19 protein-coding genes and 1 other RNA gene are annotated in these 23,184 nt (G+C 65.3%); 4 read left to right on the top strand and 16 right to left on the bottom strand.

Annotated features, from left to right (window positions below; all coding sequences use genetic code 11):
* Positions 1 to 225 precede the first annotated feature (225 nt).
* Positions 226 to 3,000 (bottom strand): LuxR C-terminal-related transcriptional regulator, encoded by a 2,775-nt coding sequence (locus tag GGR62_RS09115; RefSeq protein WP_184407583.1) that lies wholly within the window; start codon positions 2,998 to 3,000, stop codon positions 226 to 228.
* A 479-nt stretch (positions 3,001 to 3,479) separates the two neighbouring features.
* Positions 3,480 to 4,769, bottom strand: a complete 1,290-nt coding sequence (hemL, locus tag GGR62_RS09110) for a glutamate-1-semialdehyde 2,1-aminomutase (RefSeq protein ID WP_184407582.1) — start codon at positions 4,767 to 4,769, stop codon at positions 3,480 to 3,482.
* Between the two features lie 337 nt (positions 4,770 to 5,106).
* Between hemL and GGR62_RS09105 the strand changes: the two genes are divergently transcribed.
* Positions 5,107 to 8,283 carry a TonB-dependent receptor plug domain-containing protein gene (locus GGR62_RS09105; protein WP_184407581.1) on the top strand — a complete coding sequence of 1,059 codons (3,177 nt, stop codon included), beginning with the start codon at positions 5,107 to 5,109 and terminating at the stop codon, positions 8,281 to 8,283.
* Between the two features lie 705 nt (positions 8,284 to 8,988).
* Here GGR62_RS09105 and thiE read toward each other — a convergent pair.
* Positions 8,989 to 9,612 (bottom strand): thiamine phosphate synthase, encoded by a 624-nt coding sequence (thiE, locus tag GGR62_RS09100; RefSeq protein ID WP_260305704.1) that lies wholly within the window; start codon positions 9,610 to 9,612, stop codon positions 8,989 to 8,991.
* Between the two features lie 23 nt (positions 9,613 to 9,635).
* On the opposite strand from thiE, the gene GGR62_RS09095 reads away from it, so the two are divergent.
* Complete coding sequence (locus tag GGR62_RS09095; protein WP_184407579.1) at positions 9,636 to 9,878, top strand: rubredoxin; 243 nt, start codon at positions 9,636 to 9,638, stop codon at positions 9,876 to 9,878.
* Between the two features lie 435 nt (positions 9,879 to 10,313).
* Here GGR62_RS09095 and GGR62_RS09090 read toward each other — a convergent pair whose 3' ends face one another.
* The 8 genes from GGR62_RS09090 to GGR62_RS09055 form a co-directional block, all read right to left on the bottom strand.
* The gene (locus GGR62_RS09090; RefSeq protein ID WP_184407578.1) at positions 10,314 to 11,195 is read right to left on the bottom strand and encodes a SirB1 family protein; all 882 of its coding nucleotides are present in this window, start codon (positions 11,193 to 11,195) and stop codon (positions 10,314 to 10,316) included.
* 37 nt (positions 11,196 to 11,232) lie between these two features.
* Complete coding sequence (locus tag GGR62_RS09085; RefSeq protein WP_184407577.1) at positions 11,233 to 11,679, bottom strand: DUF192 domain-containing protein; 447 nt, start codon at positions 11,677 to 11,679, stop codon at positions 11,233 to 11,235.
* Between the two features lie 166 nt (positions 11,680 to 11,845).
* The gene (gene rpiA / locus GGR62_RS09080) at positions 11,846 to 12,493 is read right to left on the bottom strand and encodes a ribose-5-phosphate isomerase RpiA (RefSeq protein ID WP_184407576.1); all 648 of its coding nucleotides are present in this window, start codon (positions 12,491 to 12,493) and stop codon (positions 11,846 to 11,848) included.
* Between the two features lie 100 nt (positions 12,494 to 12,593).
* The gene (locus tag GGR62_RS09075; protein ID WP_184407575.1) at positions 12,594 to 13,064 is read right to left on the bottom strand and encodes an EVE domain-containing protein; all 471 of its coding nucleotides are present in this window, start codon (positions 13,062 to 13,064) and stop codon (positions 12,594 to 12,596) included.
* Complete coding sequence (locus GGR62_RS09070) at positions 13,061 to 13,651, bottom strand: 5-formyltetrahydrofolate cyclo-ligase (RefSeq protein ID WP_184407574.1); 591 nt, start codon at positions 13,649 to 13,651, stop codon at positions 13,061 to 13,063. The genes GGR62_RS09075 and GGR62_RS09070 overlap by 4 nt, the downstream gene beginning before the upstream one ends.
* Before the next feature lie 469 nt (positions 13,652 to 14,120).
* A non-coding RNA gene (ssrS, locus tag GGR62_RS09065) (6S RNA) lies at positions 14,121 to 14,305 on the bottom strand.
* A gap of 96 nt (positions 14,306 to 14,401) precedes the next feature.
* Positions 14,402 to 14,701 (bottom strand): cell division protein ZapA, encoded by a 300-nt coding sequence (locus GGR62_RS09060; protein WP_184407573.1) that lies wholly within the window; start codon positions 14,699 to 14,701, stop codon positions 14,402 to 14,404.
* Positions 14,698 to 14,919 carry a TIGR02449 family protein gene (locus GGR62_RS09055; protein WP_011038363.1) on the bottom strand — a complete coding sequence of 74 codons (222 nt, stop codon included), beginning with the start codon at positions 14,917 to 14,919 and terminating at the stop codon, positions 14,698 to 14,700. The genes GGR62_RS09060 and GGR62_RS09055 overlap by 4 nt, the downstream gene beginning before the upstream one ends.
* Positions 14,920 to 15,154: 235 nt before the next feature.
* Here GGR62_RS09055 and GGR62_RS09050 point away from each other — a divergent pair, with 235 nt between their 5' ends.
* Both GGR62_RS09050 and GGR62_RS09045 read left to right on the top strand, forming a co-directional pair.
* Entirely contained in the window at positions 15,155 to 15,697 is a 543-nt protein-coding gene (locus GGR62_RS09050) for a YecA family protein (RefSeq protein ID WP_184407572.1), read from the top strand.
* 11 nt (positions 15,698 to 15,708) lie between these two features.
* On the top strand, positions 15,709 to 17,040 hold the full coding sequence (locus GGR62_RS09045; protein ID WP_184407571.1) for an aminopeptidase P N-terminal domain-containing protein: 1,332 nt from the start codon (positions 15,709 to 15,711) through the stop codon (positions 17,038 to 17,040).
* Positions 17,041 to 17,226: 186 nt separating this feature from the next.
* Here the strand turns inward: GGR62_RS09045 and GGR62_RS09040 are convergent, their stop codons facing one another.
* The 5 genes from GGR62_RS09040 to hemW form a co-directional block, all read right to left on the bottom strand.
* Positions 17,227 to 17,625: an XVIPCD domain-containing protein gene (locus tag GGR62_RS09040; RefSeq protein ID WP_184407570.1), complete on the bottom strand. Its 399-nt coding sequence runs from the start codon at positions 17,623 to 17,625 to the stop codon at positions 17,227 to 17,229.
* Positions 17,626 to 17,654: 29 nt separating this feature from the next.
* Complete coding sequence (gene pepQ, locus GGR62_RS09035; protein WP_184407569.1) at positions 17,655 to 18,980, bottom strand: Xaa-Pro dipeptidase; 1,326 nt, start codon at positions 18,978 to 18,980, stop codon at positions 17,655 to 17,657.
* A 68-nt stretch (positions 18,981 to 19,048) separates the two neighbouring features.
* Positions 19,049 to 19,396, bottom strand: coding sequence for a PilZ domain-containing protein (locus GGR62_RS09030; protein ID WP_184407568.1), 348 nt, complete (start codon positions 19,394 to 19,396; stop codon positions 19,049 to 19,051).
* Positions 19,393 to 21,819 (bottom strand): DUF1631 domain-containing protein, encoded by a 2,427-nt coding sequence (locus GGR62_RS09025; RefSeq protein ID WP_184407567.1) that lies wholly within the window; start codon positions 21,817 to 21,819, stop codon positions 19,393 to 19,395. The genes GGR62_RS09030 and GGR62_RS09025 overlap by 4 nt, the downstream gene beginning before the upstream one ends.
* Before the next feature lie 199 nt (positions 21,820 to 22,018).
* Complete coding sequence (gene hemW / locus GGR62_RS09020; RefSeq protein WP_184407566.1) at positions 22,019 to 23,176, bottom strand: radical SAM family heme chaperone HemW; 1,158 nt, start codon at positions 23,174 to 23,176, stop codon at positions 22,019 to 22,021.
* Positions 23,177 to 23,184 lie beyond the last annotated feature (8 nt).

Genomic DNA, 23,184 nt, shown 5'->3' with positions numbered 1-23,184 from the left:
ATGCAAATGCATCTGCTAGGACACGGTCGTTGACAGCATATATCCCAAATCGTGGTTGGCGGAAGAGGTGCGCACCATCAACAATACGTTCTTTGAATCGTTCCCCGGCCACTGGGCGATGATGAAAGGCACGCTGAGCTTTGGTTGATGGCGTGCGATGCGCCCATCGCTGGCATCGCAACTGAGAGGGGCGCATCTCCTGTCTCGAGGGCGGGATGCGCGCGTTCAGTTCGGTGACGGCGGTTCCGGTCCGTCCTGCGGATCCGCGGCACGCAATAGCCCACGCTGCAGCGCCTGCGCCAGCGCGCTTTCGCGGCTGCGCGCGTCGAGCTTGCGGTACAGATTCTTCAGATGGAATTTGACCGTGTTTTCCGATAGGTGCAGGCAGCGTGCGATCTGTTTGTTGGAGTAGCCGCGTGCCAGTTGCGCGAGGACTTCCAGTTCGCGTTCGCTGAAGATGTCGTTGGCTGGCTCATCTTCGCCGCTGAGGCGTTCGAGCAGCGACTGGATGGTGAGTGCACGCGTGGTACCGCCAACGGTGTGCGGGTCGTGCTGGCGGAGCGAGCGCAGCATGGCCTTTGCAGGTAGGCCGAGTTCGACAATTGCCTGCCAGCTCTGCGTCAGCGCCACATGTTCCAGCGCGCTATAGAGATGCGGCAGCGCAGCGAGCAGTTCGCCACGTTGCTGCAGCACCAGGGCGATGCGCGCGCGGGTGCGGGCGAGGTGGCACAGATTGTCGTTGGCGAGGCAGGCCTGTTCGATCTGGCCCAGGATGGTCAGCGCGGCGCTGCTGCGTCCGGCCAGGCGATGCCAGCGGGCCAGCGCAAATCCCATCGCCGCACGATCGCGCCAGCGATGCGGCGAACGTAGCGTATGCGCCAAACCGGATTCGCCACCGGTCCGTGCGATCAGGACATCGATGGCGGCATTGCCGGGATGTTCCAGCAGCAGCATCAGGCGCCATGCCGCCGCCAGCTCCGACAGCCGTGTCAGCTTGCGCCCATGGGCGATCTGCTCGACGTGTTCGAGCACCGCCAATGCGCTGCGCCCGCTGTGATCGCGTAGGCGTTCCAGGCCCAGCGCCGTGTCGTAGCCGGCTGCCAGCACATCGATGCCGCCGTCGTGTTGCTCCAGCAATTCCAGCGCCGGATGCAGCAGGTCGGCGGCATCGTCGTGGTGGCCGCGTTCGTAGTGCAGCTGTGCCAGCAGGCAGTTGCCGGCGGCCTCCAGTACGCGGTCCAGCTGCGGCGTGCGCCTGCACCAGTTCAATGCCTGTTGGTAACAGGTTTCGGCATCGCCGAGCCGGCCGCGATAGAAGAAGCTCTGGCCCAACGACAGCAGTGCCTGGCTGGCGCCCAGGTCGCTGCCGCCACGATGCATCGCGTCGCTTGCATTGACTGCATAGCGTTCTGCAGTCGCAAAGGCGCCCTGTGCCATGGCCGTGTTGGCGCAGATGCACAGCAGCATGCCGCGGCCCAGATGGTCGTCCTCGTCCAGTGCGCTTGCCTGCGCGGCGATCTGGGTCAGGCCGTGCGGATTGGCGCAGATTTCGTCCAGACGATCGCGCAGCAGCGCCACCACCACGGTGTAGTCGCGCTGCAACGGCTCGCGCAGCGCAGCGGGAAAGTCGCGAAAGCGTTCCAGCAACACGCGTGCGTGACTGAATTCGCCGAGCCTGATGTGCAGGTGCGCCTGGGTGAGATTCAGTGCCGGCGTGTCGCGGATGATGCGGTGTTCGAAGTGGCGCAGCAGCGCGCGGACTGCGTGGGTGCCGTGGGTCAATAACAATTGCCAGGTGCCTGCGCGGGCGATGTAGCTGGCAGCCAGGTCGCCGCAATCGCCACGTGCGGCATGCCGTACCGCCTCGGCCAGATGCTGGTGATCGCCGAACCAGCGTGCGGCGCGCTGATGCAGCTGCGTGGCCTGGCCGGGATGTTCGCGGTCGAGCAGCTGCTGCAGGAAGTCGGCAAACAGCGGGTGATAGCGAAACCACTCGCGTTCCTCGTCCAACGGCACCAGCAGCCCGTGGAAATGTTCCAGCCGCGCCAGCAGGCGTCCGCTATCGGTACGCTGGCGCACCGCATCGGCCAGCGAGGCGTTGACGCGCTCCAGCGGGCTGGTACGCAACAGCAGGTCGCGCGTGTCGGCATCCAGGTCGTTGACCACCTGTTCGGCCAGATATGCCGCAATCTGCGCGCTGCGGCCGGAAAACCGCGCGGCAACTTCCTGCTGACGTTGCGCGCCGCCTTCCAGCCACAGCCGTGCCAGGTGCAGCGCAACCGGCCAGCCCTCGGTGTAGCGCAGCAATGCGTCCACCACCGGTGGCGGTATCTGCGGCCCGAGCAATGCCTGCGCTTCGTGCGCGTCCAGCGCCAGTTGCGCGCTGCCGACGCGGCTGAGTTGCGCCTGCAGATCCAGGCGCGCCAGCGGCAGCGCCGGCACCCGTCGGGTGGCAAGCAGCAGATGCAGCTGCCCACCACTGTGTTCGATCAGACGCAACACCAGTTCGTCGACAAGGCCGCTGCCGAGCCGGTCGTAATCATCGAGAATCACGCTGATGCGGCGTGGCGCGGCACGCAGTGCGCGGATCAACACGGTCACCGCTTCGCGCGGGTCCTGGTCGCGGTTGTGCAGCACCGTCGCGCAGAGCGCGGGATCTGCGCCCGCGTTCTGGATGGCCAGTGCGAAATGGCCGAGGAAGCGCGCCGCGTCCGCATCCTCTTCATCCAGCGACAGCCACGCCGCTGCGCCGTGTTCGCGTGCAAGCAACCGCGCATGCCACTGCGCCAGCAGCGTGGTCTTGCCGAAGCCCGGTGGTGCCAGCAGCAGGGTGAGCGGCTGCGCCTGTGCTTGAGCCAGCGCGGCCAGCAACGCCTCGCGCACCACCACACCGGGACGCGGCAAGGGTGGCTCGAGCTTGCTGGCAAGCAGCCAATCGGGAAGGGCGGATTCGCGCGGCGGTGACGGGCGCGGGGTGAGCAACGCAACAGGCTTGAGCATGAGGCGAGGGCGGCCGTGTAAAGCGTCGACAGCGTGTCGGCTCGACACGCTGCACAACAGAGTGAAACAGCGGCAACGGCCAGTGCGTCGCCGTGACGGCGACAACGGCGGATCGGCTGCTTCGAAGGGTCCCCACCCATGCCCATCCGTGGACACCTTACAGAAAGGTATGACAGCGACAAGACAAAAGCAAAGCCTAATGGCCGTTGTCAGCCGTCTTGGGCGCGATCGATGATGCGAGGTGTGCGCAAGATCAAGGAACGGTCGCGTCCGTCTGGCGCGTGCGTGGCGGGCTGCGAATGAACTGCCGGTCCTGGACGCGGCACTTCTGCCTGCCTGCCTGCCGGCCGCCGCACCTGCGCAAAGGCAGGTGCCCGCACCGCCAACGGCGCTTGCAGCAGTGCCGGCGTTCAAGACGTTGCCGTTGCGGTGGCTAGCCCGTGCTATTCAGGCTTGCAGCGCACGGGCATGAATGCGCTTTAGCGCGCCACTTCCGCAAACGCTTCGCGCGCTGCCGCCAGCGTGGCTTCGATCACCGATGCGTCGTGGGCGCTGGACATGAAGCCGGCCTCGTATGCCGATGGCGCCAGATACACGCCCCGCTGCAGCATCGCGTGGAAGAAGCGATTGAAGGTGGTGATGTCGCAGGCGGTGGCCTGCGCGTAGCTCTCCACGATCTCGTCGGTGAAGAACAGCCCGAACATGCCGCCGACCTGGTTGGTGGTGACCGCGATGCCGGCGGCATGGGCGGCATCTTCCACGCCTTCGCACAGCACACTGGTGGCCTCGCTCAGGCGCGCGTGGAAGCCCGGCTCCTGCACCAGCTCCAGCATTGCCAGGCCGGCAGCCATGGCGACCGGATTGCCGGACAAGGTGCCGGCCTGGTAGATCGGGCCGGCAGGAGCGATCTGTTCCATCAAGTCGCGTCGGCCGCCATAGGCGCCCACCGGCATGCCGCCACCGATGATCTTGCCGAAGGTGCTCAGGTCCGGTGTTACCCCGTAGTGCGCCTGCGCGCCGCCGAGCGCGACGCGGAAGCCGGTCATCACCTCGTCGAAGATCAGCAGCGCGCCATGCCGCGTGCACAGCGTGCGCAGGTGCTGCAGATAGCCGGCCTGCGGCGGAATGCAGTTGGCGTTGCCCACCACCGGTTCGATGATCACCGCCGCCACGTCGGCGCCGATCTCGTCGAACATGGCGGTGGCGCCTTCGAAGTCGTTGAAGCTGAGCGTGGCGGTCAGTTCGCTCAGGCCGGCCGGCACGCCCGGCGAGGTCGGCACGCCCAGGGTCAGCATGCCGCTGCCGGCCTTGACCAGGAACGAGTCGCCGTGGCCGTGGTAACAGCCTTCGAACTTGATGATGCGGTTACGCCCGGTGGCGCCGCGCGCCAGCCGCACCGCCGACAACGTGGCCTCGGTGCCGGAGTTGACCATGCGCACCATCTCGCAGGACGGCACCAGCCGATTGATGGTCTGCGCCATGGTGACCTCGGCCGCGCAGGGCGCGCCGAACGACAGGCCGTCCCGAATCGCACGCTCCACCGCCTCGCGTACCGCTGGGTGGTTATGACCGGCGATCATCGGGCCCCATGAGCCCACGTAGTCGATGTAGCGGTTGTCGTCCACGTCGTACAGATACGGGCCATCGGCGCGCGCCACGAAGAACGGCTCGCCGCCGACCGACTTGAATGCACGCACCGGCGAGTTGACTCCGCCGGGCAGCAAGGTCTGCGCCTGGGTAAAGAGGGCGTGGGAGCGGGAGTGGTTCATGCGCGCAGATCCTTGAGTGGTGCCGAGAGTGGTGCCGATGGGGGACGTCGATGCCCGTTGCCGGGCACCGCGTTGACCATTGTCAGGCCTGGGGGGCTCTGCGCCTACCCACCAGGTGGCCGCCTACCCGTCGGAGCGCCCGGGTAGGGCCGGGCGGCTGCCTATGATCAAGCGCGACGTGATCGATGGTCGGGCATGCGGCGGCTTTGGGCATGACGTCATGGCCCGCAGTTATTGGCGCCCTGCCGCAGATCTTCACAGAGTGTGATTCCGGTAGCCGTTGGCGCCGTTCAATTTCTAGTCGCCTTGCCGACAGTGACAGACTTGGGGAGAAAGCATGAACCGTAGTATCCAGAAGCGTGCCTTGGCGTTGGCGCTGGTCGTGGCAATCGGCAGCGCGCAGGCGCAGTCCACCACCGGCAGCATCGTCGGCAGCGTGGGGCAGGGCAGCGGCACCAGCGTGCTGGTGGAAAACAACAGCGGCTTTGCCCGCGAGGTGCCGGTGGATGCGCGCGGCCGCTACACCGCCGGCAATCTTCCGCTGGGCACCTACAAGGTGACGGTCAAGCGCGATGGCGCGGTGGTGGAAACCCGCGAGAATGTCGCCATCACCGTCGGCGCCAACACCGATGTGTCCTTCGCTGCGGCGTCGGCAAGCGGCGTGCAGACGCTGGACAGCGTCACCGTCAATGCCGCCAGCCTGGCCAGCATCGACGTCAGCAGCGTGGACACCCGCACCGTGGTCACCGCCGAACAGCTGGCGCAACTGCCGCTGGGCCGCACTGCCGAAGCCATCGCGCTGCTGGCGCCGGGCGTGGTGGTCAACAGCGGCGGCTTCGACAACGGCCCGCTCGGCGGCTCGCTGCCCAGCTTCGGCGGTTCGGCTGCCAGCGAAAACGCCTACTACCTCAACGGCTTCAACACCACCGCGATCAGCAACAACCTGGGCGGTCTGACCTTGCCGTACGGGGCCATCGACCAGCAGGAAATCTTCACCGGTGGCTACGGCGCGCAGTTCGGCCGTTCCAACGGCGGTGTGATCAACCAGATCGGCAAGCGCGGCACCAACGAATGGAAGTTCGGCGCCGCCACCATCTGGGAACCGAACGGTCTGAAGGCCAACCAGCGCGATATTTACTGGCGCCCGGACAGCCAGACCAGTGCGGTCAACAACGCCGCCTACAGCTACGCGCGTGCCGCCAATGGGCTGTATCAGCCGCAGAGCGCGGCCGAAGCCAGCCAGACCACCTATAGCGCCTATGTCGGTGGCCCGATCATTCAGGACAAGCTGTTTTTCTTCCTGGCTGCCGAACAAGTGGATTCGGACGGTGTGCGGGTGGCGTCCAATCGCGATTCCGACAACGGCCGTACCGGCGGCCTCACCGACTACGATTACAAGCAGAAGCGCTGGTACGCAAAGGTGGACTGGAACATCACCGACAATCACCTGATCGAGGTGACCGGTGCCAGCGACGAGGCTGAAACCAGCGGCTCCATCTACCGCTACAACTATGTCGACCGCGAGCGCGGCAGCTACTTCACCGACGAGTCCACCTGGAAAACCGGGCCGACGTTGTTTACCGGCAAGTACACCGGCTACATCGGCGACAACCTCACCGTGACCGCGCTGTACGGCAAGATGACCACGCCCGATGAACTGACACCCTTCAACTACGACGCGGCAGGTGGCCCGGTCATCAATAGCGCCGCCTTGCAGAACCCGGCCTACACCGGTGGTACGCAGCGCATCGGCAACCAGTTGGTCACGTCGGTCAGCTCGCCGGATCGCGAGTACAAAAAAGACAATCAGCGCCTGAATCTTGAATGGCGTATCGGCCGCCACACGCTCAACTTCGGTATCGACAACCAGAAATCCGAAGGTGTCGATGTCGGCTCGGTGCTATCCGGCCCAGGCTATGCATGGACCTACGGCCGCACCAACGATCCTAACGGGCTGGCGACCGGCGGCCTGGTCAGCCAGTCGGCCAACGAAGCCGGCGGCATCGGTGCGCCGAGCCCGGGCTTGGTCGATCCGGTCAACGGATCGAGCGGTTATTACGTGGTGCGCAACATCAACACCAGCCTGTATTCCTACGAAGCCAAGCAACGCGCCTACTACATCGAAGACAAGTGGCAGGTCACCGACAACGTGCTGCTGAGCATCGGCCTGCGCAAGGACGAGTTCACCAACTACACCCCGTTCGGCGATCCCTACATCGAAGTGGATAACGCCTGGGCACCACGCTTGGGTTTCAGTTGGGACGTCAACGGCGATTCCAGCCTGAAGGTGTTCGGCAACGTCGGCCGTTACTATCTGGGCCTGCCGTTGTCGGCAGTGAGCCTGTTCACCCCGGCCACCACCACCGATACCTACTTCACCTACAGCGGCATCAACGCCGATGGCACGCCGGTCCTGGCGCAGCAGCTGGGCTCGGCAGTGTCGGCCAACTCGCGCTTCGGCCGTATCGCCGATGTGCGCACCGCGGTGGTCAAGGACATCGAAGGCGAGAACCAGGACGAAGTGATCCTGGGCTTCACCAAGCAGCTGGACACCGGCTGGGTGCTGGGCGTGCGCGGTACCCATCGTCGCCTCAATGCCGGCATCGACGACCAGAACTACGACGTCTCCAACACCGCGCTGATCGACGCCGCTGCGGCGCAAGGCGTGACCATCGACTTCTCGCAAGTGGCGGGTGCATCGCTGATCAATCCCGGCCAGACCAATACCTGGGGCGTGATCGGCACCGATGGCCAGTTCCATGAAGTGGCGGTCAGCCGCGAGGCTGCGGGCTTCCCGAAGTTCAAGCGTAATTACTCGGCGGTGGAGTTCAACCTGGAGCGCCCGTTCGACGGCAAGTGGTACGCCAAGGTCAACTACGTCTGGTCGCATAGCTACGGCACCACCGAAGGCCAGGTGCGCTCGGATCTGTGGCGCACCGGCGGCGCACTCGGCAGCTACCAGGGCCAGGCGTCGGTCTCCACCACGCAGAGTTGGGACCATGCGGCGTTGATGGAGCACTTCAACGGCGATCAATCCAACGACCACCGTCATCAGCTCAAGCTGTTCGGCTTCTATCAGTTCACTCCGCAATGGGGCGCCTCGGCCAACTTCAGCCTGATCTCGGGCGCGCCGCATAACTGCCTGGGCAACTACTACGGAGATACCTACAGTGGCCGCGACCCGGCCGGCTACGGCGGCAGTGCGATCACCGGTGGGCCGTACCACTACTGCTACAACCCGGAAACCGGCACCGGCAGTGCATCGCCTCCGGGCTCGCAGGGACGGCTTGGCTGGATCGCCCAGCTTGACATGGGGGTGACCTACAAGCCGGCGTTCGCCGACGGCAAGCTGGCAGTGCGCTTCGATGTGTTCAACATCACCAACGAGCAGACCGCGACCAATATCTATCCTTTCTCGCAGCTGCCCGACAACACCACCAACCCGCTGTGGGATCAGGTCGTGGCCTACCAGGCACCGCGCTCGGGCCGGGTGACGTTGAGCTACGACTTCTAATTGCGTTAGGCGACGGAGTCACAACCAGCAGCGACGTGTGATGCCACGCGTCGCTGTTTTTTTTGCGGTGATGGGGCTCTAACCAGCTTCAATCGTCTGAATAAGAGGCGCGACCCGCTCGACTTTTTTTACCGGGTCACGACCAACCTTCTGGTTCGGCGAGGGCAGCGCGTCCTCGGCCCACTGAGCTGTTGCCTGCATCTATCCGACGCGACGACTCGATCATTCGGTTGTCTTGGGTGGGGTGGATGATGCGGATAGATCACTTGCAGAGCGGTTGATCTGCGGTTTGGCTGCAGGGCCCTTGCCCGCCTACCATCGCGGGACACGCTGCAAGTACGTCCTTGTAAGCTCTTACGCGGCATCCATGCCGCGTAAGGTCCCGCGACGGTAGGCGGGCAAGGACCAGTCGAGATGATCGGTGTGCATGGTTGCAAGCAGGGCATGACGCACTTCTAGTTCGTCAGCTAGCGTGTTCTGCGAGCCATGCCAGCAAGCCTACGCAACTTGCGAGGCAGCCAGCTTTTGATCCGGCTACCGACCAACGTCCTGGTGCGGTGAGGGCACCGCGCCCTCGACTCACCAAGCTTTTGATCTGAGCTCCCGACTGCATCAAACATCGCTACGACTCGAAATCGTGATGGTCTTGCGTCTGGCGTCTTGGACAGCACGTGTCGAGGGCAATGCTGTCGTCTGCCAGCAGCGCTACTGCGCAAACCCGGCCCGATATGCCTGCACTGCTGCGAGCGGGTCCGGCGCGGCGTACACGCCACTAACCACTGCAACCAACTCGGCACCTGCTGCAACCAACTCGGGCACCTGCGCAGCCGCGATGCCGCCAATCGCCACCCGTGGCACTCCCAGTTTTCCAGCTTGCTGTAGCAACGCAGGCGTGGCGCGACGCGTCGTCACCTTGGTCGTGGTCGGGAAAAACGCACCGAAGGCCACGTAGCTGGCACCTGCGGCAGTTGCGGCGCGGGCGCGAGCGATCTCGTCGTAGCACGACACCCCGATGATCGCCTGCGGCCCCAGTAGCGCGCGTGCCGCCGCTACCTCGCCATCGTCTTCGCCCAGATGCACGCCGTGCGCGCCGACCTGCGCTGCCAGCTGCGCATCGTCGTTGATGATCAGCGGCACGCCGTGGGCGGCGCAGGCCTTGCGCAGGGCGGTCGCCTGCTGCAGCCGTAGCGCCGCGTCGGCGTGCTTGTTGCGGTATTGCAGCCAGGTGATGCACGGCAACAGCGGCGCGGTACGCGCAAGCAGGCGCTGCGTATCGGCATCGTCGGGGGTGATCAGGTAGACGCCGCGGGCGTCTTGCAGCTGGAGCATGGCAGCGCTTCCGGAAGCGGTGGGTGGGATGGGACAATGCAGCCCCACCGTTGCGTGACCGCGATTATCCAATGAGCGACACATCCACCACCACCACCTACCGCACCTGGATGTGCGTGGTCTGCGGATTTCTCTACCACGAGGCCGACGGCATCCCCGAAGAAGGCATCGCGCCAGGGACCAGCTGGCAAGACGTTCCCGAGACCTGGACCTGCCCGGATTGCGGCGTGACCAAGGACGACTTCGAGATGGTCGAGATCGACTGACGGAATACTGTTGAAAAAGTCTTATTGATCTTATCTCTGGAGAGTAATGGAATTAATCTCCTTTGATTGAGTGTCTTATTTGTGAAAGTTGCAAGCCAAATTTAACAAGCGTAGCCTCCATGGGCGGCCCGCGATGGCTGCCAGAGTCTTCATTATTTTTGGTTGCTGATGTGTTGGCAGTGCTATCCCTGGTGCCGGGCGCAGCATCTCAGCTGCCTATAGGAGCCAATGCACAGAGCGCTATGGCGCAGCCAAACGGGATGATGACAGCTCAGGCAAACTGCCCTTGCAGTGCATAAGTCGTCTACAGTGATGCAAATTATAATATATTAGTTATATATGGTGCGAACGGTGAGTATATAACCTCTTATCAGGTGCCCAGTTCTCCTCAGGGTCAACCTCGATAAGGGGATTGCGCCTTCTTGTTAGCAACAGTCAGTGCGCCCGCGCGCGCTGACTGTTCAACTCGACCAGATGCTCGTGCAGATTGGCCGCATCCTTCGCACCCGGGTTGAGCAGCAGATAGCGCGACAGGTCGTGCCGGGCACCGTTGCGATGGCCCAGGTGCAGATACGCCATGCCGCGATCGCGCAGCGCTTCGGGCTGATCCGGCACCAGCTTCAGGATGCGGTCGGCGCTGCGTGCGGCGCGGTCCCACTGTTCGGCATCGGCATACACACCGTGCAGATTGCGCAGGATGCGGATCAGGATCGCGCGATGCGGTGCCGGATCCAGGATCTGCGCCAGCGCGCGATCGTCGGGAATTTCGCCCCCCAGATGCGGGCGTGCACGTTCGCGTAGTTCATCCACACCCAGCGGGCGGCCGCCGTTGAACGGGTCCATCACCAGCACGCCATCGTCCACCGGCAGGCGCACCAGAAAATGCCCGGGAAACGACACCCCCGCCAGCGGAATGCCCAGCCGGCGCGCCACTTCGATCTGCACCATCGCCAGCGAGATCGGATTGCCCAGCCGGCGCTCGAATACCTGGTTGAGGTAGCTGTTGCGCGGGTCGTAGTACTCGTCGTGGTTGCCCGAGTAGCCCAATTCATCGAACAGGTAGCGATTGACTGCGGCCATCTTCAACGGCCATAGATCGATTGCCTCCACCTCGCGGCGCAGATGTTCGACGTGGCTCTGCACCAGCGTGTCATACAACTCGGCATCCAGCTGCGGATATTCGTCGCGCGCGATCAGTAGCGCGGTGGACATCAACGGCACCGCATCGTCGTCCAGGCTGGCGAGGGCGGTCCAATGGGGAAGTGGGAGCATGTCGACCATGCTGCCAAGAGTGTCGGCAAGCGGCGCAGGGTTCAAGTCCGGTACTTCCTGACAGCGCGCCTGCGGATGAGAATTACTTGAGGGTCGGAATGTCCGGGCTGAAGGTCAGCGTGGCGCCATCTTGCAGGTTGAGCTTGGCCGCCTCGCCGGCATTGAGCTCCAGCACATAACGTGCCGGGCGCTTGCTTGGGTAGGGCGGGCAGGCGTCGCCGGCCGAGCATGGAGGCACGTCGCGCTGCTGCGACACCAGCCGGCGTTCATTATCGAAATACAGGATGTCCAGTGCGATCTTGGTGTTCTTCATCCAGTACGCCAGCGGCTCCTGGCGGTCGTGGATGAACAGCATGCCGCGATCGGCGTCCATCGCATCGCGGAACATCAACCCTTGCGCACGGTCGGCATCGTTCTGCGCCAGCTCCACCGCATAGCGGCTGCCAGCCAACTCCACCCATGAACCGTTGGCGGCGCAGCCGCCCAGCAGGAGCAGGCAGGCAAGGACGAGGAAGCGAACATGGCGCATGTGGCATACCAACTGGGCAGGGATGGCGCACCTTCTGCCAAGCGCCGCCTGTGCGTCAAGCCGCCAACGCGCATTCACCTGCAGTGTCTGAAGCGCCGGATAGGCGCGGCCGCTAGCCGCGCCTGCCGACGGAACGGGCCCGCACCTGCGCCCGCGACCGGATAGATCAGATCACGCGCGGCGGTTCGCCGCCGACGATCACCACATCGGCCGGGCGACGCGCGAACAGGCCCACACAGACCACGCCGGGAATCTGGTTCAAGTTGCGCTCCAGCGCCACCGGGTCGGTGATCTGCAGGTTGTGCACGTCCAGCACCACATTGCCGTTATCGGTGACCACGCCGTCGCGCCACACCGGCTGGCCGCCAGTGAGCGCCAGGATCTGGCGGGCGACCAGGCTGCGCGCCATCGGAATCACCTCGACCGGCAGCGGAAAGCCGCCCAGCACCGGCACCTGCTTGCTCGGGTCCACGATGCAGATGAAGCGCTCGCTGGCCTCGGCGATGATCTTCTCGCGCGTCAGCGCCGCGCCGCCGCCCTTGATCAGACAGCGGTTCGGGTCGCACTCGTCGGCGCCGTCCACATACAGCGACAGATTGCCGGTGTGGTTGAGATCCAGTACCTCGATGCCGTGCTGGCGCAGGCGCGTGGTGCTCTGCTCGGAACTGGAGACCGCCCCCTTGATGCGATGGCCGATGCGGCCCAACGCGTCGATGAAATAGGCCACCGTCGAACCGGTGCCGACACCGACGATCATGCCGTCTTCCACATAATCGATTGCCTTCTCGGCGGCCAGGCGTTTTGCTTCGGACATTGATAAGTGCTCGGAATTGGTGATTGGTGATTTGGGATTTGATAAGAGCGGTGCAAAGCGGGCGGCGGGCATCGAGCGAATCCCCAATCCCCAATCTCGGCTATTCCATTGCTAGAAGCAGCTTCCACTGGGCGGCAGTCACCGGCAGGATCGACAGCCGGTTGCCGCGTGCGATCAGCGGGAAACCTTCGCCCAGCGCATCGGCGTGCTGCTTGATCTCATCCAGCGAAATCGTGCGTTGGAGTTTGCGCTCGAACGCCACGTCCACCAGCATCCAGCGCGGATCTTCGCGGCTGGCCTTGGGATCGTGGTAATCAGACTTGGGGTCGAACTGGGTGTCGTCCGGATACGCCGCGCTCGCGACCTTGGCGATGCCGACGATGCCGGGCACCTTGCAGTTGGAATGATAGAAAAACACGCCGTCGCCGACCTGCATGCCGTCGCGCATGAAATTGCGCGCCTGGTAGTTGCGCACGCCGTTCCACGGCTCGGTGCCGACGCGTTGCAGATCATCGATGGAAAACGTGTCCGGCTCGGACTTCATCAACCAGTAGCGCTTGCGGGCAGTCATACGGAAACGGCGTCGTCTTTCAGGAAGGTGGCGTGTTCGGTACAGAGGGCGTCCACCGCCACATCCCAGGATTCGGTGGGCAAGGCGGGCACCTGCTGCGCGGCGAAGCCGACGCCGACCAGCCACGGCGGCGGCGCCTGGCGATGCCGGAACGCGAAGCTGCGATCATACCAGCCGCCTCCCATGCCTAGCCGCCGACACTGCGTATCGAATCCGGTCAGCGGGGTAATCACCAACGCCATTTCCTCCGGTGCGAGCGTATCGGCGCGGTCAACGTCCGGTTCGGGAATGCCATAGCGATTGCTGACCAGGCTCTGGCCCGGACGCCACGGCGCAAAGCGCAATACGCGCCCGTCCAGCACCGGCAGGCAATACCGCACGCCGTGCGGCAGGCTTAGCTGCCAGCGATGCAGCGCGATTTCGCCATCCATCGCCCAGTAACCGGCCACCGCGCCAGTCTGCGGCGCAAACGGCAGCGCCAGCAGGCGCTCGGCCAAGGCATCGGCGGCCGCCAGTCGCTGCGCCGCCGGCAGGCTGCGGCGCAGTGCGCGCAGCTGTTGACGTAGCGCATCTCGGTGGTCGGTCATTGGTTTCTCGTAGCGAGGAGAAGGGCGCTCATTGTCGGTGGCGGACGTGCGTGTGCCTAGCGGCGGTATTGAGGCTAGGCGTGTCGATGCCTGCATCGCGGTGTGGCGGGGAGCGGTGTCAAAATGGTGCGGGGCGCATTCGCTGGCGGCAGGCGATCCGCATCGCCCACGAGCGTTGCGCGGCGGATGAGGTATGACTGTAGAGCCCCATGCGTCAGCGCCGCGGTGTGGCCACCGGTTCGCTTTCAACACGAACCCGTGCGTAACGCTGCCAGGTGGTGTCTGCGCGCGCAGTCGTGGCGGAGACGGCGCGTCGATGCCACACGTGCCCTGCGTAGCAGGCTCATGCTAGCCAGCTGATGGACCGCCACGTCGCCCGTTCGGACGTCATGCGCATGGCGGCGTTCTGCAGGCGCGACGTATCGGCAACGCAAAAAGAAACGACGCCCGAAGGCGCCGTTTCAGATTTGCATTCTCCGCCATGAACGATGCGGGCGAAACGACCTTGAACCCGGGGTTCAAGTGGGGACGTTGTGAGGCCATCGGGCTTCCCGCTACAAGGCGGACTTGCACTCCCGGCTTCGTCGCGCCCCCGTGGTCGTAATTAAGGGACAAGGCGAATGTTTTGCACGCTGTCGTTTACAGCAGAGAACGCAGGTGAAGTATAGACCTCTGCTGCGCGATGGCTAGCCCATTCGTCGGCCAGCCGGTTTGAAGATTCATCTTTGCGATGGCAATGCGACGTCCGCCTCAACGCGGCGTGTCGGCAACGCTGTCCAGGCGACGATTCAAGTTGTCCAGCGTGTTTGCCAGCTCACGCTCGTAGAGCGCCTGCTGCTCGCGCAGTTGCTGCAATTCGTGCGCCAGATTCAGCGCCGCCAGCACTGCGACGCGATCCACCGCCGCCATGCGATTGCTGCCACGAATCTCGCGCATGCGCAGATCCAGCAGCCGTGCGGCGGCGGTGAGGCTCTCGCGTTCGTCTGCGGTGACGCCGACCGTGTATTCACGATCCAGAATACGGACACTGACCGGCTCGTTGCTGCTCACGTGTGCTGCTCCAGTGACTTCAATCGCACGATCATCGCTTCCACCCGCGAGCGCGCCTGCTCGTTCTTGGTCAGCAGTTGCGCGCGTTCGCCGATCAACTGCTCCTGCTGGTGACGCAGGCTGCGGTTCTCGTCGGTCAACCGTTGAGTTCGCTCGACCAACGCCTCCACGCGGGCGGCAAGTGCGCGGAGTTGGGCGAGGGCGGCGGCGTTGTCCATGCGCTCACGATAGGGGCGCGTGCGCGCGCCGGTCAAGCATCCGGTCATCGCCCGCTTACCTGCCGTCAGGCCAATCCCGACAAGGCTCGCCGACGCCTGCTGCGGGCAGGTGGAGTGCCCGTGGAACGCAGCATGGAACGTGACGGTAGCAGCCGAATCAGGAGGCCTTGATACACTGGGCAGTCTGATCGCCGGTGCATGCGCCGGCCCCTCTGCCCTTAGCCTGGATGATTCGATGGATCTGCCCGACGTAACCGCTGTGCAAACTGAAAGTCGTCAGCTCGCGCTGGCGTCCTCCGCAGCGGAATTGCATGGCGGGCTGTGCGGGTGGCTCTCCGGTGGCGGCGCCGACAGCGGCGACTGGCTGGCGCGCATCCTGGCCGACACCGTGCAGGTGGCGCCTGCTCAGGGCGGCGCGCTGGACCAGATGCGGCAGGCCACCGTGGCGCAACTGGAAGACCGCGATTTCGCCTTCGACCTGTTGCTGGTCGAAGACGGCGCACCGCTGCCGGAACGTACCGATGCCTTGTTCGACTGGTGTCGCGCCTTTCTCGGCGGCTTTGGCCTGGCTGCGCAGCAGCGCCCGGTACTGACCGAAGAAGGCGAAGAAGCGCTGCAGGACCTGGCCCGCCTGGCGCAGGCCTCCAGCGACGATTTCGATGCCGCCGACGAAGACGACACCGCGCTGGCGGAAATCGAGGAGTTCGTGCGCGTGGCGGTGTTGTTGCTGCATGGCGATTGCGTGATGGGGCCGCGTTTCCGTCAACGTTTGAACTGACCGCACCCGCCATGAAAAAGCTCACCGGGATCGGCGCGGCCGAATACGCGCGTCGGCGCAAGCAGCTGATGCAGATGGCCGGCGATCAAGCAATTCTGATCCTGCCGGCCGCACCCGAGCGGGTGCGCAGCCACGACACCCATTACCCGTACCGGCAGGATTCGGATTTCTGGTATCTGAGCGGCTTCCCCGAGCCGGAAGCGGTGTTGGTGCTGGTGCCCGGGCGCAAGCATGGCGAGGCGATCCTGTTCTGCCGCGAGCGCGATGCCGAGCGCGAAGCCTGGGACGGCCCGCGCGAGGGCCAGGAAGGTGCGGTGGAGCGCTACGGCATGGACGATGCGTATCCCATCGACGATGTGGACGAGATCCTGCCGGGCCTGCTGGAAGGGCGCAGCCGCGTGTACTACCACTTCGGGCGCGATGTCGATTTCGATCTCAAGTTGATCGGCTGGCTCAAGCGGGTCCGCGAGCAGGTGCGGCACGGCGCGCAGCCGCCACATGAATTTCTCGAACTCGGACATCTGCTGCACGAGCAACGGCTGTTCAAGTCGCGCGACGAGATCGCGTTGATGCAGCAGGCCGCCGATATCAGCGTGCGTGCGCATCGCGCCGCGATGCGGCTGGCGCGACCGGGCGTGCATGAGTACGAACTGCAGGCCGAGGTGGAGCGCGAGTTCCGCGCTGCCGATGGGTGGCCGGCGTACGGCAGCATCGTCGGCACCGGCAGCAATGCCTGCGTGCTGCACTACCGCGCCAACAACGCGCGCAGCCGCGATGGCGAGCTGGTGCTGATCGATGCCGGCGCCGAATACCGCGGCTATGCGGCCGATATCACCCGCACCTTTCCGGTCAACGGTCGCTTCACTCAGGCGCAGCGTGCGCTGCACGATCTGGTCGGTGCTGCGCAGGCTGCCGCACTCGCGCAGGCGCGCCCTGGCGTAGCGTACGAAGCCGGGCATCTGGCCGCAGTGGAAACCTTGACCGACGGATTGCTGCGCCTGGGGCTGCTCAAGGGCAAGCTGGAGCGCAATATCGCCGACGGCCATTACAAGCGCTTTTATCGGCACAAGACCGGCCACTGGCTGGGCCTGGATGTGCACGATGTGGGCGACTACCGGCTGGCGGGCGATTCGCGCCTGCTCGAACCCGGCATGGTGTTCACCATCGAACCGGGCCTGTACATTTCCGCCGACGACACCACGGTGGAAGCCAGGTGGCGCGGTATCGGGATCCGCACCGAAGACAACGTGCTGATCACCGCCGAGGGCCATCGCGTGCTGACCGATGCGCTGGCGCGTAGCGCCGATGAGATCGAAGCGGAGATGGCCGGCGCCATCGCGTGACGCGCCTGGCGCGGTGACAAGCAGGGTGATCGCCCGTTTGCCGACCTGGGCTGCACGTCATGGCGGTATCCGATAGACACCACGTGCGCGTGGCAGCGCTGTTTCCAGTACCGGGCGCAGGTGTCTGAGGCCGCGTCCTGGTGGGTCGTCACTGCGTGCGGCGCGGCGCATCCCGTGCCGCGTCGGTTACTGGCCGAGCTGTGGTGTTTGCGTGCGCTCGGGCTGCTGGACCTGTTCGCCTGGTGCCGCAAGTTGCTGCGCGCGCGCGAACGACTGTTCTTCCGGGGTATTGAGTGCCTGTTCGGTCTTCATGTGCGCGCGCAGATGCGCCGGGTTGGCCGGATCGCCTTGCACGACGAACACATTTTCGCCGCCATGCACGCCGCGATTGTTGGCCTCGCTCATCAATACGTGGTCCACGCGCGACAGGCCGCCTTCCTTTGCCAGCGGCAACAGGGCCGCGGTCAGCCGCGCACTGGTCTGGTCGGGCGCGCGCCCATGGGCGGCATCGATCGCGTGCACGCCGCGTTCGATCTGCTGATACAGCGTGTGGTCGGGATGCGAGGGCTGGCGTGGATCGTTCATGGCAGTGCTCCGTGTCTGTGCGTCATCACTCATGGGGCGGCAAACACCGGGCGGGTCAGGTTTTCCGGGGCGCCATCGGTGCACACCACCTCGTCTTCGATGCGGATGCCGCCGTAGGGTTTGAACTGCTCCAGGCGCTGCCAGTCGATGCTGGCGGCGTGGCCGTTCTTCTTCACTTCGTCCAGCAGCATGTCGATGAAGTACACGCCCGGCTCGATGGTGACCACCATGCCCGGTTCCAGCACGCGGGTCAGCCGCAGGTACGGATGGCCGGTGGGGCGCTCGATACGGCCGCCGCGATCGTTGGCGGCGAAGCCGGCCACATCGTGGACCTGCAGGCCGATCAGATGGCCCAGCCCGTGCGGGAAGAATGCGGCGCTGACGCCGGTGGCGAGCGCGGCTTCCGGCGACACGGTGAGGATGCCGACGTCCTTGAGGATGCCCATCAGCGACAGGTGCGCATCCACATGCAGTTGCTTGTAGTCCACGCCTGCACGCACGCTCTCGCCCATGCGCTGTTGCGCGGCATCGACCGCGTCGATCAGTGCCTGGAAATCGCTGCCGGTGTCGGCTGCGTAGGTGCGGGTGATATCGCTGGCGTAGCCATAGGCCGACGCGCCGGCGTCGATCAAGAAGCTGCGCAGCGGTTGCGGCGGCTGCTGGCCGAGTTCGGTGTAGTGCAGCACCGCGCCATGTTCGTTGAGCGCGATGATGTTGCCGTACGGCAGCTCGTTGGCATCCTGGCCGACGGCCGCGCAATAGGCCATGTGGATGCCGAATTCGCTCTGGCCGGCACGGAAGGCCGCTTCGGCGGCGCGATGGCCGCGTACGGCCAACTGCTGGGCGATGCGCATCAGGGTGAGTTCGTACGGCGTCTTGAAGGCGCGCTGGTAGTCCAGGTAATCGATCACCGGCTGCGGATTGTTCGGGACATAGGCGCCGAGGGTGCTGTTCGGCTCACCCACGATGGCGCAGCGCTCGATCTGCTTGGGCAGCAGCGCCAAGGCCGCGTCCGGGGTGCGGATGATGTGGATGTCGCAATGCTCCACCCACCAGCCGCTGGGCGCATCGGGGACCACATGCCAGTAGTCGAACGGCTGGTAGAAAATCACCGTCGGGCGCTTGCCCGGCGTGTAGATCAGCCAGCTGTTGGGCACGCGCGTCAGCGGCACCCAGGCCTTGAACTGCGGGTTGACCGCATACGGGTAGTCGCGATCGTCGAACACCTGGTAGTGCGCGGTACCGCTGGGGATCACCAGGTGATCGAAGCCGCCGCGCTGCAGCGCCTGGTCGGCGCGCGCGGTCAGCGTGCGCAGGTGGTCGGAATACAGGTGGCTCAGGCGGGGCTGGGTCATGCGGGACTCGATCGGCAATGCAAAGGCAATGCCCGATTTTGCCGCAATCAACGTTGCGATGCTGTTGGTCAGCCGAGCATGTGTTCTTCGGCGATCCAGGCGCGCAGGCGTCGTCGGTGCGGCTCGGACATGGTCAGAAAACGAAAACCGGCCCAGGCCTGACCGGGGGCATGGGCGGCTTCGGTCCACAGCAGGTGGACGCCGACGTCGATGTCGGTGGCCCGGCCGATGCGCTCGGGCAGGCTGAAGCGCAATTGATACAGGGCATCGTCATGCAAGCGAACCGAAGCCAACAGCAGCATGCCGGTTTCCGAGACGTTGCCGACCCGGCCGATCTGCGCCTCGTTGAGCACATCGGTGACCGGGACCAGGTCGGTCGGCTGGCGGCGCGGCGCGCGACGGGTGTCCTGGATCATGGGTGAGCCTCAGCAACAGGGGATTGCCCGGCCAGGCTGCGCAGCGCGCGCACCGTGGCATGCCAGGCGCGATCGATCGGCCGCGATTTTTCTTCGACCAGCAAGCGCGCCTGCCCGGTGGTCATCAGCCGCGAAAGGTTGTCGAGCGACTGCTCGCCGACCTTCTGCCCACGCTGATTGACGAACAGCGCGTGTCCGGTCATCGGGCTGTACCAGGACAAGCGTTGCCGGCGCAGATCGCCCTGCTGGTTGATCACGAATTCGAACCAGCTGCCGAACGGCAGATTGCGCAGCTGCGTGTGGCAGGCCTCCTCGGCCGGCGTACGCGGCGTGGCGGCCTGCCTGCGCGGGACGTCATCGCCCTGATCGCCCAGGCGGGTGCGTGCCTTGAGCTTGGCGGCCAGTTCGGTGCGCGAGGTCACCTCGTCTTCGCCTCCGGGCGTGGACAGGCGCCGTGCGATCGCCGCTGCTTCGTCGTGGTGATAGCCGACCTGCAGCAGTGCGGTTTCGACATTGGCGCCCAGCGCGGTGTCGGTGGGCTGCCCCTTGCTGCGGCAGGTGACCTCGGCGATGCGTGCGGTCAGTGCCTGGCGTTCGTCCCATTCGGGCGATTGTTCGCCTTGCCGCAACAGCGTGAGCGTCAGCACGTCCGACCATGCCTGGCGCAGCAGCGCCTGCACAAAACGCGGCGGCGCGTTGTCTTCGCACAACTGTTCGATGCGGTCCTCGGCCTGTTGCTTGGCCGACTCCAGCCGCTCCTTGCCGCGTGCAGCGTCGACGTGGCGGCGCTCGGCGACCTCGGCCTTGCGTGCAAGCGCGCGCAGGTGGGTCTGGATATCGTCGTTGGCGGCAGCGAACACCGCTTCGTCGCCCTGATAGTCGTGGATGATCTTGTCGACCGCGCTACTCAGCTTGTGCAGCAGCTGCGGATCCACATCGTCTTCGCCCAGCCACACCGCCCCCGATTCGGCCACGGTATTGAGCAGTTCGCGTACCGGATGCTGGTCGCGCACGAAGAAATGCGGGTCGGCCAACGCGGCGCGCACCACCGGCACCTGCAACTTGGTGAGCAGGGTTTGCGCCGGTGTCTGGTCGCGCACTTCGCGCTGCATTTGCGCGTAGAGCAGGCCGAGCAGGTCGAAGGTGTCGGCATCGTGCTGCGGCAGTGCCGCGTCCGCGCCGTGCCGGGCGCGCAGCAGCTCCAGCACCTGGCGCTGCACCGCATCGATGCCCGATGGCTGCGAGGCGGCGGCCTGCACCTGCTGCAGGCTGACCAGCGCGTCGCTGACGGCGCTCTTGGGCACTTCGGCGACAGCGTCCTGGCCAGCAGCGAACGGATAGGAGCCTTGCGCAGAGAGCGCAGCCAGGGACATTGCAGGCGCGGCGGCGCTGCCGGCATGTGCTCCGATACCGCCAGCGGCTTGCGATCGACGCACGGACGACAACAGGCTGCCGAGTGCCTGTGCCGCGTCGTCCAGTGCCGGTGTCGCCGAGTGGCCCGGTGGCGACACTGACAGCGCCATGGGTGCGTCGGACCGATGCTGCAGCGCGCCCTGCCATCCGCCCTCCACGGGCTGGCCACTCCAGGTGGTCGCGGGGCGCTCACCATGCGGCGTGGCGATGGCTTTGCTGGCCGCTGGGGTGTCATGGGCATGGGGGGCATTGGACGATGCCGCCGGCGCTCGCCGGGTCTGCACGTGCGTGGGCCTGACCAGATAGGGGTGATAGATCAGCCCCGGCAGGATGCCCTCCTGCGCCAGTAGGCCGTTGGCGCGCTCGAACAGATCGCCCAGGCGATCGAACACCTGGCGCTCGAACACCCTGTACAGCGTGAGTTGCCCGTCCAGGCTCAGTCCCAGCGCCTCGCCACAGTGCCGCAGCATGCGGCATAGCGCGTAAGGCCCGAGCGGTAGCTCTTCCAGTTCGAATTCCGGCACCGCACCGATCACCGCCAGCCGCTGCGCCAGCAGTTGCAAGGCATCGGCCCGGCGCGAGGTCTCGCGGCGGGCGATCTCGCTCAGCACGATGTCGCGGTCGATATCGGTGTCTTCCACCAGCGTCAGCGTCAATATCTGCGGTTGCGCGGGGGCAGGGGGCAGTGCGGTCTTGGAAGGGCGCTGCCGCACATCGGCCAGCGCCTGCGCCAGCTGTTGCAGGAATGCCTGCGGAAACCGGTCGATGTGATCGCGCAGGCCACGCATCTGCGCGTAGGTCTCGGCCTGGAGTTGGCTGGTACGTGCGTGTTCGGCCTGCTGCAGCAACTCGCGTTCCAGCTCGACGATGGTCAGCCGCAATGGGCCGCTGAGCGTCTGCACGCAGTGCGCATGCACGGCCGCAAGCAGGCGGCGGCCGCGCGCGGACACTGCCGCATCGGCGATTGGGCCGCTGAGCGCGGGTTGCAGGGAAGAGGCGAGAGTGGACATCCGGGAGGCGGGCTCGGGTCGAAGCGTGAGCTATGTAGCATGTTTTCCCCTCAATCAGCGACTGCACCGGCACCGACGGGCGGTTGCGCCAGGGCTGCGTGGGCACGCTGCAGCAGGGGCGGCGCCGCAATCGGCCAGGTCTGCGCCTACCTTCGTCGCCTGGGCGCGTGCGGCGCCTGACGCGCTGCGGCTGCGGATTTCAGGCCAGAAACAGCTCGACCACATCGTTGGTGAAGCGGCGGCCCAGTTCGGTCGGCACGATGCGACCATTCCGCTCGGTCATCCAGCCCTGCGCAATCGCCCGCGCCACGGGCAGATCGAGAGTGGAAGCCGCCAGGCCGGTGCAGGCCTCGAAATCGCTCAGCCGGAAGCCTTCGTGCAGGCGCAACAGATTGAGCATGTATTCGAACGGCAGCCGTTCGCGCGGCACGATTTCGTCGCCGCCGATCGACGCCGCGCGACCGGCGCTGGCCAGATAACTCTGCGGATGCTTGTGCTTCCAACGGCGCAAGACCTGCTGCCCGGCCCCGGAACTGATCTTGCCGTGCGCACCGGCGCCGATGCCCAGGTAATCGCCAAACCGCCAGTAATTGAGGTTGTGCGCGCACTGCCGCCCCGGTTTGGCGTAGGCGCTGACTTCGTACTGCGCATAGCCGGCGTCGGCGAGCAGCGCTTGGCAATGTTCCTGGATGTCCCAGGCCGCATCGTCATCGGGAATGCCCTTGGGCGGCCGCGCGAAGAACACCGTGTTCGGCTCCAGCGTGAGCTGGTAATGCGACAGGTGGGTGGGCTGCAGCGCGAAGGCGCGCTCAAGATCGTGCTCGGCCTGCGCCAGGGTTTGCTCGGGCAGCGCGTACATCAGGTCGATATTGAAATTGTCGTAGCCGGCATCCTGCGCCAGCTTGATCGCACGCTCGGCCTCGGCGCTGTCGTGGATGCGACCGAGCCGCTGCAGCGCCACGTCGTCGAAGGTCTGCACGCCGAAGCTCAAACGGTTCACCCCCGCAGCGCGATAGCCATCGAAGCGGCCATGTTCTGCGGTGCCCGGATTGGTTTCCAGGGTGATTTCCAGATTCGGCGCAAAGCGCAGTCGCGCTGCTGCCGCTTGCAGGAATCGATCGATCGCCTCGGGCGGAAACAGGCTCGGCGTGCCGCCGCCGAAGAACACCGAATGCACCACGCGTCCCCACACCAGCGGCAAATCGTTGTCCAGATCGCGGATCAACGCATCCACGTACTCCTCGAACGGCAGCACGCCCTTGGCCGCATGCGAATTGAAATCGCAGTACGGGCATTTGCGCACGCACCAGGGCAGGTGCACGTACAGCGACAACGGGGGCGGAATCAGGTCGGGCACTGCATCAG

It is taken from the genome of Xanthomonas sp. 3075 (assembly GCF_014197275.1).
Classification (GTDB): domain Bacteria; phylum Pseudomonadota; class Gammaproteobacteria; order Xanthomonadales; family Xanthomonadaceae; genus Xanthomonas; species Xanthomonas campestris_B.
Note: the sequence above shows the minus strand (reverse complement) of the source record. Positions and strands in the feature narration are given on the sequence as shown.